Source organism: Calidifontibacillus erzurumensis, assembly GCF_013303125.1.
GTDB classification, from domain to species: domain Bacteria; phylum Bacillota; class Bacilli; order Bacillales; family Bacillaceae_J; genus Calidifontibacillus; species Calidifontibacillus erzurumensis.
This window is the reverse complement of sequence record NZ_JABTTE010000002.1, coordinates 242,172-254,995: the sequence shown is the minus strand read 5'-3', so window position 1 is coordinate 254,995 and position 12,824 is coordinate 242,172. Positions and strand designations below refer to the sequence as shown.

General features: G+C 35.1%; 16 protein-coding genes. 3 read left to right on the top strand and 13 right to left on the bottom strand.

What is annotated here, in order from left to right:
- Positions 1–71 precede the first annotated feature (71 nt).
- The 4 genes from HR057_RS03100 to HR057_RS03090 all read right to left on the bottom strand — a co-directional run bounded on the left by HR057_RS03100 (position 72) and on the right by HR057_RS03090 (position 2,207).
- The gene (locus tag HR057_RS03100; protein WP_230474332.1) at positions 72–1,139 is read right to left on the bottom strand and encodes a CAP domain-containing protein; all 1,068 of its coding nucleotides are present in this window, start codon (positions 1,137–1,139) and stop codon (positions 72–74) included.
- Between the two features lie 134 nt (positions 1,140–1,273).
- Positions 1,274–1,702 carry a CBS domain-containing protein gene (locus HR057_RS03095; protein ID WP_173729937.1) on the bottom strand — a complete coding sequence of 143 codons (429 nt, stop codon included), beginning with the start codon at positions 1,700–1,702 and terminating at the stop codon, positions 1,274–1,276.
- A gap of 14 nt (positions 1,703–1,716) precedes the next feature.
- A complete protein-coding gene (locus tag HR057_RS17295) occupies positions 1,717–1,836 on the bottom strand; it encodes a CAP domain-containing protein (protein WP_329955823.1) in 120 nt (39 codons plus the stop codon).
- A 26-nt stretch (positions 1,837–1,862) separates the two neighbouring features.
- Positions 1,863–2,207 (bottom strand): CAP domain-containing protein, encoded by a 345-nt coding sequence (locus HR057_RS03090; RefSeq protein ID WP_329955822.1) that lies wholly within the window; start codon positions 2,205–2,207, stop codon positions 1,863–1,865.
- Between the two features lie 273 nt (positions 2,208–2,480).
- Here HR057_RS03090 and HR057_RS03085 point away from each other — a divergent pair, with 273 nt between their 5' ends.
- Positions 2,481–2,846, top strand: coding sequence for a YugN family protein (locus HR057_RS03085; protein WP_173729936.1), 366 nt, complete (start codon positions 2,481–2,483; stop codon positions 2,844–2,846).
- A gap of 29 nt (positions 2,847–2,875) precedes the next feature.
- Here HR057_RS03085 and HR057_RS03080 read toward each other — a convergent pair whose 3' ends face one another.
- The 7 genes from HR057_RS03080 to cyoE form a co-directional block, all read right to left on the bottom strand.
- Complete coding sequence (locus tag HR057_RS03080) at positions 2,876–3,232, bottom strand: Asp23/Gls24 family envelope stress response protein (RefSeq protein WP_173729935.1); 357 nt, start codon at positions 3,230–3,232, stop codon at positions 2,876–2,878.
- 114 nt (positions 3,233–3,346) lie between these two features.
- Positions 3,347–4,264, bottom strand: a complete 918-nt coding sequence (gene ctaG / locus HR057_RS03075; RefSeq protein WP_173729934.1) for a cytochrome c oxidase assembly factor CtaG — start codon at positions 4,262–4,264, stop codon at positions 3,347–3,349.
- A gap of 73 nt (positions 4,265–4,337) precedes the next feature.
- Entirely contained in the window at positions 4,338–4,664 is a 327-nt protein-coding gene (gene ctaF, locus HR057_RS03070; protein WP_173729933.1) for a cytochrome c oxidase subunit IVB, read from the bottom strand.
- A 4-nt stretch (positions 4,665–4,668) separates the two neighbouring features.
- The gene (locus HR057_RS03065) at positions 4,669–5,289 is read right to left on the bottom strand and encodes a cytochrome (ubi)quinol oxidase subunit III (RefSeq protein ID WP_173729932.1); all 621 of its coding nucleotides are present in this window, start codon (positions 5,287–5,289) and stop codon (positions 4,669–4,671) included.
- Positions 5,289–7,157, bottom strand: a complete 1,869-nt coding sequence (locus HR057_RS03060) for a cytochrome c oxidase subunit I (protein ID WP_173729931.1) — start codon at positions 7,155–7,157, stop codon at positions 5,289–5,291. Before HR057_RS03060 ends, HR057_RS03065 begins: the two co-directional genes overlap by 1 nt.
- Positions 7,158–7,176: 19 nt before the next feature.
- Positions 7,177–8,220 carry a cytochrome c oxidase subunit II gene (coxB, locus tag HR057_RS03055; RefSeq protein WP_173729930.1) on the bottom strand — a complete coding sequence of 348 codons (1,044 nt, stop codon included), beginning with the start codon at positions 8,218–8,220 and terminating at the stop codon, positions 7,177–7,179.
- Positions 8,221–8,442: 222 nt separating this feature from the next.
- Positions 8,443–9,384 carry a heme o synthase gene (gene cyoE / locus HR057_RS03050; RefSeq protein ID WP_173729929.1) on the bottom strand — a complete coding sequence of 314 codons (942 nt, stop codon included), beginning with the start codon at positions 9,382–9,384 and terminating at the stop codon, positions 8,443–8,445.
- A 323-nt stretch (positions 9,385–9,707) separates the two neighbouring features.
- Between cyoE and HR057_RS03045 the strand changes: the two genes are divergently transcribed.
- Positions 9,708–10,637: a COX15/CtaA family protein gene (locus HR057_RS03045; RefSeq protein WP_173729928.1), complete on the top strand. Its 930-nt coding sequence runs from the start codon at positions 9,708–9,710 to the stop codon at positions 10,635–10,637.
- 19 nt (positions 10,638–10,656) lie between these two features.
- Here the strand turns inward: HR057_RS03045 and HR057_RS03040 are convergent, their stop codons facing one another.
- Positions 10,657–11,787, bottom strand: a complete 1,131-nt coding sequence (locus HR057_RS03040; protein WP_173729927.1) for an FtsW/RodA/SpoVE family cell cycle protein — start codon at positions 11,785–11,787, stop codon at positions 10,657–10,659.
- A 120-nt stretch (positions 11,788–11,907) separates the two neighbouring features.
- Positions 11,908–12,201 carry a YlaN family protein gene (locus tag HR057_RS03035; RefSeq protein ID WP_196237828.1) on the bottom strand — a complete coding sequence of 98 codons (294 nt, stop codon included), beginning with the start codon at positions 12,199–12,201 and terminating at the stop codon, positions 11,908–11,910.
- A 208-nt stretch (positions 12,202–12,409) separates the two neighbouring features.
- On the opposite strand from HR057_RS03035, the gene HR057_RS03030 reads away from it, so the two are divergent.
- Positions 12,410–12,784 carry a peptidyl-prolyl cis-trans isomerase gene (locus HR057_RS03030; protein ID WP_173729997.1) on the top strand — a complete coding sequence of 125 codons (375 nt, stop codon included), beginning with the start codon at positions 12,410–12,412 and terminating at the stop codon, positions 12,782–12,784.
- Positions 12,785–12,824: the final 40 nt, after the last annotated feature.

Genomic DNA, 12,824 nt, shown 5'->3' with positions numbered 1-12,824 from the left:
TTTGAAAAAAATTGCTTGTTTTGCCTACTATATAGGTTACTATCTGTTGCTAGAAAATGTCCGCCCATTTTTTACCATGCTTTTATAAAATTTTGTGTATAATAATCTCCATATACACCCACACCTAAATGTGTAAATTCTTTATGCAGCAATGTTGTACGATGTCCTTCACTATTTTGCCATCCTTCAACAACGGAAATTGCATCCACATACCGGGCGGCTATATTTTCGCCAGCCGCTAAAAAAGTAACACCTCCATTTAATAAACGGTTCGTTAAGTCACCATGATTAGGGGAGACATGAGAAAAATATTTTTCATCATGCATTTCTTTTGAATGGCTATAGGCCACATCAGCCGTCGCTTGATCCCATTCGACAGGTGTTAATCCATTCCGAATGCGAATAACATTGGTCATATCAAATATTTGTTGCTCTTTCCCTTTTTCGACGATAGAAAGTAGATCTCTATCCAACTCTTCACTTGACAGCAGTTTGCCTCGGTAAATAAGGGCATATGGTCTCATTTTCACGAGTGTTTTACCATCAAGAAACCGAATGCTTGAAACCTTGTCGCTAAACTGATCGATATAAATTTGTGCAAAAAAGTCCTTATAACGAACAAGGGGAACCGTTGCCAATTCTTCTTCAGTAAGCTCGAACTGATACAAATTTTGGTCTACTTCGAAATCAACTTCTTCATTTATATCCACAATTGATTGAAGAGATCGAACAGACCCTCCAATTTTAAAAGGTGTGATATCTATTTGATCCCCCATCACAAAGACTGTTACAACTTTCCCATTTTCAATTCCAATTTGACAATATTTTTCAATCGGCTCATTATAGATCCACCATTCATAATCATATTCCGACTGATCAATTCGAACAGGCTTGCCGAATAGTTCTAAAACCTTCTTAGAGTCTTTACCGATCAAATCATAAATTATTATTTTGTCATTGGGAAAAGATTTATTTTTTTCAGTCTTTAATGTCATTATTTTTGATACAGAACTATCAATCATATCTTTATCTTCGTTCGAAATTTGCGATAAATTCTTTTGAAAAATATTTGCCCCTACTATGATTGCTAAGATTACAAATACAAATATAAAAGAATATTGGATCGTTTTTTTCCTCATTACAAGTCCCCCTGCTTGTCCGTTTTTATACCATATATATTTACGAGCATTATTAATATGCCTATTACAAATAAAAAAAGGCACCTTCCTTTAGGAAGGTACCTTCTTTCAACTACAAAAAGGTATATGATTTATTAAGAGTGAAGTTCTGGTGGCTCGGATATTTCACTTAAAGCATAACCTGCTTTTTGATCTGATTCTTCTTCTATTGCCAAATCTCCTAATGAAACGATACCGACTAATTGACCATTTTCAACAACAGGAAGACGGCGAATTTGCTTTTCTGCCATTAATCGTGCAGCTTCTTCAACAGTTGCTGACGGGGAAATGGTTACGAGTTCATCTGTCATTAAATTCGTTACAGCATTGGATCCTGATCTTTTTTCAGCAATTCCCCTTACGACTAAATCGCGGTCAGTAATCATTCCAATAAGTTGGCCATTTTCAACAATCGGGATTGCTCCAACGTTTAAATCTTTCATTTTAGAAGCTACTTCATAAGCGTTGTCTTGTGGCGTACAATATTCAACATTCGTAGACATAATATCGCGAACAGTTTTCATTGTTTTCCCTCCACTCATTTTTTTGCGAACATTTGTGTCCAATAATGACCATATGTTCCACCCTTAGCATAACCAACACCTATATGGGTCATACGCGAATCTAAAATATTTCGACGGTGTCCAGGATTTTGCATCCATTCATTAACAACTTGCTGAGGTGTTACATGTCCTCAAGCATATTTTCTGCAGCACAAGTGTAGTGTATTCCAAAGATTTTTATCATTGTAAAAGGTAAACCATAAGTTGGAGATGTATGGCTAAAATAGTCGCGATCCCTAATGTCTGTCGACTTCAATCGTTCAGTTCTTGATAACTCCCAATCAGTTTTTAAGGCAGGTAATCCATATTTGGCTCGTTGTAGGTTGGTTAATTGTATTACTTGTGCTTCAATATTTTTAAGACAATCGTACATTGGAACGTAATTTTGTTTTAAAATTTTTATTTGCCTCTTCGCTCTGGTATGCTTGTTCCACTCAATTAAATTTTTAACAGCAATTTTCCACAAGAAATCACCTGGTTTAACGACGAATATTAGTAAATTTTTGTAAAGGTTGAAACAGCAATCGTCCTTATTAAATCTATTAAGGGAACTAAGTATTTTACAAAAATTAACGTTATTATTATGACCAATTAAACAAAAAACTAACATTAATATAATATCTATTTTCTTATTTATCCAATTTTAAACAAAAATAATAGAATAGCTTTATTGCATCTTCTACTCTTTCATACTATTATAGAAGTTAGAGTGTTTTTGAATATTAGGAGGGATTACAACGTGAAATTTGAAGGTACGGGTCTTGAAGACAAAGTATACGATATTACACTTTTGCAAAAAGTGCTTGGAGAATTCCATTTGCTTCAAAGAGAACAATGGGATTATGAACGAGTTTCCTTTGACCGCAAATTTGAACTTGTGGATACGAAAGAAGTATATTATTTACGTGTTCAAGGTTATGCAGTTGAAGGAAATGTTGATTCTAAACATGCAAAAATCAAATTATTGAAACCAATTCTTGGAAAACATTACTATCCACATGGTGTTGAATACGGTGAAGATGAAGTTTTCCCTAAAAACATCGTTGAAAAATCAAGATCTATTCTTGAAGCTGTAAGTAAAAAATTAGCTGAAGCTACAAAATAAACGCATGGGTTACCCATGCGTTTTATATTTTAATTTTCATCTTTTAAACGGACAGAATCGACAATTACATTTACGCCCGTTACTTCAATTCCGGTCATTATTTTAATTTCTGCGATTATTTGTTTTTGCAATTGTTTGCATACTTCAAGAATATTTTCTCCTAGATAAACTGAAACTTTAACGTCAATGTACAGTTCATTGTCATTTTGATGAACTGCAATTCCTCTTTGATTTCCTTTTTTATGGACAACCCGAATAAAATCATCTTTCAAATCAGAGACTGTAGAAGCTATACCATCAATTTCATTGATTACGATGGATGTAATAATCGCAAAAACATCTTCAGAGATGTGCAATGCCCCTTTATCCAACATTTTCATAATCATTATGATTCCTCCATCAAATGATTTAATAAAAAGAATTTTTTTATAAAACATCCCGTTGTTATTTGGGGCTAGCTGTTTGATTCAATGAATTGTGCTTCCAGTCTCCGTATTCTATTATTTACTCGGTTGTGGAGATGGAAAAGCAGTCGTTTGTTGCTGTTCTTTCTTTTTTTCTTCACGTACCCATTGGAAAAATACATAGCCAAGTGTAATTCCATAAGATATCTCTTGCATTATTTTCATGATGACTCCTCCTAATTGCTGATCATTTTTTGGAGACAACCATGAAAACATTTGCGGACCTCCACCAATATCAACCGCCGCTAACATCGAAGACGGTACGCACAATTCAAGTGCTTTTAGCCATGCAGTATGGTTTGTATATGTTTCATATAAAGCAGTATCTGCAAATATAATTAGTGCACAAGCAGGTGTCAGCAAAACGCCATCAGCAAAAATATACCCCAACTTCTGCAAACCTGATAGTTGCCTGTATTCCGGAAGCGGACATACAAGCGGCCACCACATAATAAACGCAGCAATAAAAATAAGGACCGTAACTGTTGCGTGAAGTACTATATTTGTTTTTACAATATCGAATATAAACGGAAAATGGTAAAGCGAAAACAAAGTATTAAAAACAAGCAGTGCGATCAATGGCTTTGTAAAAAAATTAAAAGGGCGTTGAATCATCTTAAATGTAATAATTTTTCTCCAAATCCAATTTGGAATGGAAATCATAAATAATGGTGGCAAAAATAAATACAAAACTGACATTTGCACCATATGGATGCTAAAATTTAAATGACCAAGCAAATCAACAGGGCTTCCCTTAACAATATATAATATGAAAAGGGAAAGTATGAATAAAAACATTTGTTTTTTTGTAACGGCCTCTTCATTAGGACTACGCAATTTTTTAAAATAGCCTTTTACTGCCATTATATAAATAATCCCAATTGCGACTATAAAAATAAAAAACAAAGGACTCCACATTGCTCGAAATCCAAAGATGGACAGTTTCTCCAACATTTTTTTCACCTCAATGCAAGGGTTTTATATTCGAAAAGGGACCTTGCATAAAGCTAGGTCCCAATTTTTGCTGTTACCACCATACAATTGTTGACAAGCCAGCAATAATTGCAGTTGCGAATAAAATGCCTGAAAAGATAAATAACGCTGGTGCTTCATGCCCTTTGTGGCTCATGTGCATGAAATAGAATAATTGAAACATGACTTGTACGATGGCTAACACTAAGATAAATGGAGCTATAAACCACGTGTTAATTGTGTCAGCAAAAAGTACAGCTGCAAACGCAAGAATTGTAAGGAAGATTGTCAGTGCAAATACGATAAATTGCTGCTTCATATCTTCCTTATTCATCTCTTTCCGTACTTCAAACTTTGATTGTGTGTTTGAATCCATTGTCATTGAATTAGCCCACCTTTCCCATTAGGTAAACGACTGAAAAGATGAAAACCCAAACAACGTCGATAAAATGCCAATAAAGACTTGCTACATAAAATTTTGGCGCAGTATAAAGACTAAGTGGCCGTTTGGCATTTCGAACTAATAAAGTGATAATCCAAAGCAATCCAAAAGCAACGTGCGCACCATGAAATCCAGTTAATGTATAAAAAGAAGATGCAAACGCATTTGTTGTATACTTTAACCCTTCATGGACATAATGATTAAATTCATAGATCTCAAGGGCTAGAAATCCTGCACCTAAAAGAACTGTAATCCACATCCATGTTAACAGGCCTTTATAATTATTATTTTTCATTTGGTAGATCGCATACACACTCGTCAAGCTACTGAATAATAGAAACATTGTTGCTAAGAATACTAAAGGTAAAGAGAACAATTCTTCTGGCGTTGGGCCATTCATTGTTGAATTACGCAACGCAACAAATGTTCCGAACAAAGAGGCAAACATTACTGTTTCGCCGCCAAGGAACAACCAAAAACCGATAAACTTATTTTTCCCTTCCATCGTTGCCTTTTCAGGCTCAGCAGGGAAATTTTCAGTTGTCAATACTTGTTCTGCTGCCATTATGCTTTTAAACCTCCTTCACGTTCAAGGTCTTCTTTATGAATGTGATAGCCATGGTCATCTTTAATTGAACGGATAAACATTGCTCCAAATGTAATTAATCCGCCGATGATCGCTACAGCCAATGCAGTTGTATTCGTTCCAAGATCATGGTACGTGACCCCTAATCCTGCGATAAACAATCCAACTGACATGATAAACGGAAGGATTGAACTATTTGGCATATGAATATCTCCAAGCGGTTCAGCTGGAACCATTTCTTTATTTCCGTTCATTTTCTCATACCAAGCTGGATCTAGGCTGCGAACTAAAGGTAATTGTTTAAAGTTGTATTCAGGTGGTGGTGAAGCAACCATCCATTCTAATGAACGGCCATCTCCCCAAGGGTCTGGTCCAACTTCCTCTTTGCTAAAGAATGACATAATCATATTAACAACGAGCAAGACAACAGCAATAGCCATCATAAATGCACCAATTGAACTTACAAAGTTCGCTGTATCCCAACCTTGATTTGGCAAGTATGTGAATACACGGCGCGGCATACCCCAAAGACCTAAGAAATGTTGAATAAAGAATGTTAAATGGAAGCCAATATAGAAAATCCAGAATGTAATTTTTCCTAATGTATCGTTCATCATTTTACCGAACATTTTTGGCCACCAGAAATGCATACCTGCAAATAAACCTAATACGATACCACCGACAATAATGTAATGGAAGTGTGCTACAACGAAATATGAATCATGGAATTGATAGTCGGCAGCAGCAGAGGCAAGCATGACACCTGTAACCCCGCCCATAACAAACGTTGGTACAAACCATACAGCGTAAAGCATTGGTGTTTTGTAATTAATATTGCCTCCCCACATTGTAAAGAGCCAGTTAAACACTTTAATACCAGTAGGGACACCAATTGTCATCGTTGCAACCGCAAAAATTGAGTTAGCAACTGGACCCATACCTACTGTAAACATATGGTGTGCCCAAACCATGAATCCAAGGAAACCGATTAAAGCAACGGCAAAAACCATTGAGTTGTAACCGAAAATTCTTTTTCTTGAGAAAGTTGAAATAACTTCAGAAAAAATACCAAATGCAGGCAACACTAAAATATATACTTCAGGGTGTCCGAAAATCCAGAATAAGTGCTCCCAAATAATTGTATTTCCACCTAGTGCGATATCAAAAAACTTTGAACCAAATAAACGATCAAATGTCATTAAGAAGATCGCAACTGTAAGCGGTGGGAACGCAAACAATATTAATGCTGATGAAACAAAAATTGTCCATGTAAACATCGGCATGCGCATATATGTCATACCGGCAGTACGCATTGTAATAATTGTTGCAAGAAAGTTAATCGCAGAAATTAACGTACCAAAACCAGAAATTTGCAATCCGATTAAGTAAAAATCAACACCATGAGTTGGATCGGCCATTGCGAGTGATGCATAGTTCGTCCAACCAGCTGCAGGCATTCCGCCTAAAAACCAACCTAAGTTAAAAAACAAAGCACCAAAGAAATAAAGCCAAAATCCAAGTGAATTCAAGAATGGAAAAGCAACGTCACGCGCACCGATTTGAAGCGGAACAACCGCATTCGCAAACGCAAAGATAAGCGGCATCGCTACAAAGAACAACATTGCTGTTCCGTGTGCAGTCAATGCTTCATTAAAGTCCGTACCGACTAAAAAATCATTTTCCGGATACATTAACTGAATACGAATAAACAGGGCTTGTAAACCGGCAATTACAAAGTGCAATAATCCTGCAAAAAAGTACAGATGTGCAATTTTCTTATGGTCTACTGTTGTTAAGTAGTCCCAAATGATTGCACCAATACCTCTTTTTTGTGCCAAAGTACTCACTACCTATACCTCCCTAACCCTATTGATTTTCCTTAGAAAGCGTGAGCAAATATGCTGTTACTGCATCGATTTCTTCAGCAGATAAGTTATAAGTTCCAGTCATTTTATTGCCCGGCTTCATTGCTTCAGGATCTGTTAGCCAAGCTTTTACATTTTCCGGCGTTAAATCCTTAATTCCAGCTACACGCTCACGATCAGCGAAATTAGAAAGATTTGGAGCAATTCTAGCCGCTTCAGGACGTGGATCATTTGAATCAACAGCATGGCATCCTACACAGCTTTTCGCAAAAATTTCTTGTCCAGCTTTTGCAACTGCATCTGTAGGTTCTTCTGTTGGTTTTTGCATATTAGCAATCCACTTTTCATATTCTTCTTTTGATACTGCTTTCACTTTGAAATCCATCAATGCGTGAGACGGACCGCAAAGTTCAGCACATTTTCCATAATAAACGCCTTCTTTATAAGCATGAATCCACATATAGTTTTCATTATCTGTATTTGTATCAATTTTTCCAGCTAATGCAGGAATCCAGAATGCGTGTTTTACATCTCCAGCTTTAAGCTTCAAATATATTCTCTCACCTGTAGGAATCACTAAATCTTGAGATGTGACAATTTGTTCATTTGGATACTCAAATTCCCACCAATAAAGCTTTCCTGTTACATTAATTTGAATAGCATCTTCTGGAATTTTTTCTTGGTTTACATCCAATTTAAATGTTGCTGAAACTGTTGGTACAGCAACGATTAGCAAAATAATGATAGGGATTACAGTCCAAGTAATCTCCAATTTGTGGTTTCCTTCCACTTGCTTAGGAATTAAATTTTCCTTAGCTTTAGTTCTACGGAATTTAGTTGATACATAAATAAAAATAATAACAACAACAATTGTTACTAAAGACATGAGGGCCGTTGTTAACAACATCAAATCCAACAGCATTTCGCCATTTTCACCTTGTGGCGTTAGAGTCGATAAATACGGCTCCCCACTGCAGCCTGCTAATAGGAGCATTAGCAAAGCTAATCCAACAAACAAACACCTTTTACCTCCTAGTCGAATCATTTCATCCTAACCCCTCTTTCTTTTTTCTAAAATTTATTTAATAAAATACCTCTCAACAGTATGAACAAATTGAAAGGTATTTTATAACAAATTATGTAAAAAGAATGTAAATTAAAACCATTTAATATTTTGTGGACTATTAATTATTTTATATTTAATAAGCATAAATGTTTAAAAAATTTGTCGAAAAACAGCTAGTGAGGAAACCTCACTAGCATTCTATTAAATTGTAACTATAACCATTAATACAAAAATAATCGTTAAATAATTAAGAGAATAAATAAACATCCATTTAGCCCATTTTAAATCATCTTTCATTATAAAACCATAAAGACCTAGAATAAACCAACCTACGCTTAATAAAATGGATACTGTTAAAAAGACGGTGCCCAGTGATGCCAAGAAAAACGGTAAAGGAAGCAGAGCGGCAACAAAGACTACAATATGCTTCTTTGTTACAGCAAATCCGCGCACGACTGGCAACATAGGGATGCCCGCTTTCCTATATTCTTCACATTTTTTCATTGCTAACGCATAAAAATGCGGTGGCTGCCAAATAAACATAATTAAAAATAAAATGATTGCTTCAATTGAAAGATTTGGATCAATCGCTGCCCAACCAATTAAAGGTGGAGCTGCACCAGAAAAACTACCTACGATTGTGTTTATTGGATGGCGGCGCTTTGTCCAAAGGGTATAAAGGACAACATACGTAAATAAACCAAGAAATCCATAAACGGCCGCAGGAATTGAAGCACATAGCAATAATATTAAACCAAGCAATGAAAAAGCAAGACCTATTAATAAAATTTTTATAAGACTAATGCTTCCTGTTACAGTAGGTCTTGTTTTTGTACGCTCCATTATATGGTCTATATCTCTATCAATGTAGTTATTTAATACGCATCCTCCTGCAATAACAAACGCATTTCCTAACATTCCTAATAAAACTTTATCTATACTATCAATAAAATTTTGATTCGTGAAATAAAGCGCTAGCCAAATGCCGGTAAATGCTGTTATTAAATTTGAATTCACAATCCCAATTTTAACAAGAGATAAAAAATCATTCCACAAGGAAGTTGATTGAAGATCTCGTTCTGTACAGGTAGTTGTTTCAAACACGGGGCTTGTGGGCCCATTTATGATTCTCGAGTTGTCCATCAACTCTTCCTCCTTTAACTTAATGCTAAACCACCTCTATCGAATTATTAATAGTCCATCCCTTCAAATTTTTTATCTTGTGATAAAAATCATAGAAAAAATCCTCACCATATATTAAACCACAAAACGTGAAGATTTTGTTAATTAATAATGAAATTATTTTTACAAATCGTCAAGAATCTTAAAAACCTATATTATATATTCACATATTTGACAAAAAGTCAACCTGTTTCCATCTCTTTTAGTGTGATATATTTTACATTAAGAGTATATAAAAAGGGTTTATCATTTAATATATTATTTTAAAAGAAGGTGAAATGAATTTGAATAAAGGATTAAAAATTTTGTCGGTTGCTTCTACAATAGTAATGTTGTTCGTATTAATCGGCGGCGCCCTTGTTACAAAAACGGGGTCTGGCATGGGCTGTGGAAGATCATGGCCGCTCTGTCATGGGAAATTTCTTCCTACCGAAATAACACAAGAATTAATAATTGAACTTTCCCATCGTCTTTTTTCCGGTTTATCCGTCATTCTTGTGACTTGGCTAGCCATTTGGTCATGGCGTAAAATTGGCCATATTAGAGAAACTAAGTTTCTTGCGTTTTTATCTGTATTTTTCTTAGTCGTCCAAGCATTACTTGGTGCAGGTGCTGTTATTTGGGGACAAGATCCGGTCATTATGGCTCTGCATTTCGGTGTTTCCCTCGTATCTGTAGCAGCTGTTTTTCTACTAATGTTGCTAATTTTCGAGGTAGACAAAAAATTCGATGCCGAATCATTAATCCTTGACAAAGGTTTACGAAAACAAATATATGCATTAAGCATTTATAGTTATGTTGTTGTTTATACAGGTGCATTGGTCCGCCATAAAAAGGCTCATTTGGCATGCTTAGATTTTCCTTTTTGTGACAATGATGCAATTTTCTCTTTGCCAGGAAACCAGTACCAATGGGTGCAAATGGCACACCGATTTGCTGCACTAATTATCTTTTTATGGATTGTATATCTTTCAATTAGAATGATTAAACAATACCGTACGAAACGTGTTATTTTTTGGAGCGCTATTTCGATTACAACGTTAATTACATTACAAGGACTTTCTGGTGCTCTCATTATCTTTACAAAGGTTGATTTATATGTTGCTTTAGCACATGCTACTTTTATTACAATTTTATTCTGCGTACTTTGTTACCTTGTTCTCCTATCAACGAGGAGTAAGAAAAATGAACAAATAAATAAAAAGATTGCCTAAGTCCATTAGGCAATCTTTTTTATTTATCAATTGTTAATTGATGAAATCTCGAAAACATCGCAATATTATTTAAAATTCCCATAGAAATCATTAAAAGTAGTAAAGAAGAGCCGCCATAACTAACGAATGGCAATGGAACACCAGTAATTGGAAGTAAACCGGTGATGGCACCTAAATTAACAAATGACTGAATACCGATCATTCCCGAAATCCCAATCGCCATCAAACTTCCAAAAGGGTCATTAATTTTAATAGCTGTACTAAATCCTTTCCAAACAATGAAGGCGAGCATAAATAATACAAAGCCAACTCCAAAAATTCCTAATTCTTCCGATATAATTGACATGATAAAATCGGTATGTGGTTCAGGAAGATAACCAAATTTTTGGATACTTTTACCAAGACCTTCTCCAGTTACTCCTCCATTAGCAATTGCAATATAAGAATTAATTAATTGGTATCCGTCACTTTCAGCAATTTCCTCATCAAATGGATTGTAGGCTGCTGCAAACCGGTTTAATTGTTCTTCTGTCAACAACGGATATAAAAGAAAAGCACCAATGACAGCAACGAGGGCTAAGCGACTCAAGTGTTTTATACGTATGCCTGAACAGATAATGATCAATCCAGAAATCGCCAAAATCAATAAACCTGTTCCCAAATCCGGCTGCTTATAAACAAGAAAAAATATGAAAAAGATAAAAAGGAGCGGTGGCCCAAATGCAGGAAGAAACTTTTTAATATAAGATTGTTTATTTGAAAAGACTCCCGCTAAGTATATAATCACGCCAAGTTTCATAAATTCCGCTGGTTGAAAGCCGATTCCACCAAAATTAAGCCAAGATTGCGCATTATTAGTCGCTTTTCCGAAAAGCAATACAAGACCTAAAAGCAATGGTGCTCCAAAAAAAATAGGTTTCAATAATTTTTTATAAATTTTATAAGGAAAGACTAAGGTAAAAATATATACAAAGATTCCAAGTAAAAACCATTTCAATTGTTTTATAAAAAACAAATCAGGAGTACCTTCATATTTATCGACGGCAACAACCATACTGGAACTATAAATCATAATAATTCCAAATAAACTTAAAATAAGCGGTGCTAAAACTAGTGCATAATCATATGATTTAATAATTTTTTTCCTCATCTTTCCTCATTCCTACTAAACTCTTTAAAAGAAAAAAGACTGTCTTTCAAATAGTACCAGCACTATCCACCACGATCTTCATTTTTTTTTTTAAATCATGCAGGTACTTGTAAGACAGCCCTATTCCTTATTTTTTAAAGAAGCTTCATGAAGGGCTGAAAGCTCCCTTTCCAACGACTCAAGCAACCTTTTTCCATCTATTTCATCAACTAACCCAAGTCGAACGGCAAAATCTATTTCCCTTGATAACCCAAACATTTGGGTATCTAATACTTCTTCATATAAAGGACATTGAGGCATTGTTAAATGGTCCATTTGTACTTTTATTAACTTTAAAATTTTATCAGCATCAGCCTTAAGAAGGGCATATGCCTTTTCTCTGTGATTTAAGGCAACATCTGAAGACACGTACATCCCTCCAATAAAAAACAAGTCCATTCTATCTTTAAATCTTATCGTTTTATCGGTAAAATTGCAAGAAATAACGTTTAGAAGGCGAACTTTGCCATCATAGAAAAAAACAAGAGGGAAGTACTATTTGTTGATGTGACAAACAAACATATTCATTCTATACTTTAGGAAGAAAGTATTTTAAAGAACAAATGGAGAGTGGGGATTGACAGTGGAAAATATCGTTTTAATTCAAGGGAATGTTAAATTTAGACTTACGATTGATCCAAGCGTATGGATTTTCGATGATCGAAAATTCGACCTTGGCCAATATTTTAATGATGAAAGTTTAAAGGATCATTTAGGAATGGAGTTTAAACCATTTTTCAATAATGCTGAGCCGCTTGAAAATGCCAGCAGCGTCATTGTTGAAACTAGTTCTGATAAAACTATTGAAGTACCGATCGAAAAAATTCAAAATTCCATTCTCTGCTTTGCAATAAACGGTAAACCATTAAAAGAAGATGGTCCAATTTATTTATATTACCGTGACGGTTCCAATTTAAATGACCCAATTAAGGAAATAAGAAAGTTTATCGTAAAGTAAACTTATGGTTGACTCGCGCTCACGGGAAGGAACGACTGCC

Bases quoted from the DNA above. Each gene is read 5' to 3' on its own strand.
- HR057_RS03100 (WP_230474332.1), bottom strand. From the start codon at position 1,139: ATGAGGAAAAAAACGATCCAATATTCTTTTATATTTGTATTTGTAATC.
- HR057_RS03095 (WP_173729937.1), bottom strand. From the start codon at position 1,702: ATGAAAACTGTTCGCGATATTATGTCTACGAATGTTGAATATTGTACG.
- HR057_RS17295 (WP_329955823.1), bottom strand. From the start codon at position 1,836: ATGCAAAATCCTGGACACCGTCGAAATATTTTAGATTCGCGTATGACC.
- HR057_RS03080 (WP_173729935.1), bottom strand. From the start codon at position 3,232: ATGATTATGAAAATGTTGGATAAAGGGGCATTGCACATCTCTGAAGAT.
- ctaG (WP_173729934.1), bottom strand. From the start codon at position 4,264: ATGTTGGAGAAACTGTCCATCTTTGGATTTCGAGCAATGTGGAGTCCT.
- ctaF (WP_173729933.1), bottom strand. From the start codon at position 4,664: ATGACAATGGATTCAAACACACAATCAAAGTTTGAAGTACGGAAAGAG.
- HR057_RS03065 (WP_173729932.1), bottom strand. From the start codon at position 5,289: ATGGCAGCAGAACAAGTATTGACAACTGAAAATTTCCCTGCTGAGCCT.
- coxB (WP_173729930.1), bottom strand. From the start codon at position 8,220: ATGATTCGACTAGGAGGTAAAAGGTGTTTGTTTGTTGGATTAGCTTTG.
- cyoE (WP_173729929.1), bottom strand. From the start codon at position 9,384: ATGGACAACTCGAGAATCATAAATGGGCCCACAAGCCCCGTGTTTGAA.
- HR057_RS03040 (WP_173729927.1), bottom strand. From the start codon at position 11,787: ATGAGGAAAAAAATTATTAAATCATATGATTATGCACTAGTTTTAGCA.
- HR057_RS03035 (WP_196237828.1), bottom strand. From the start codon at position 12,201: ATGTACGTGTCTTCAGATGTTGCCTTAAATCACAGAGAAAAGGCATAT.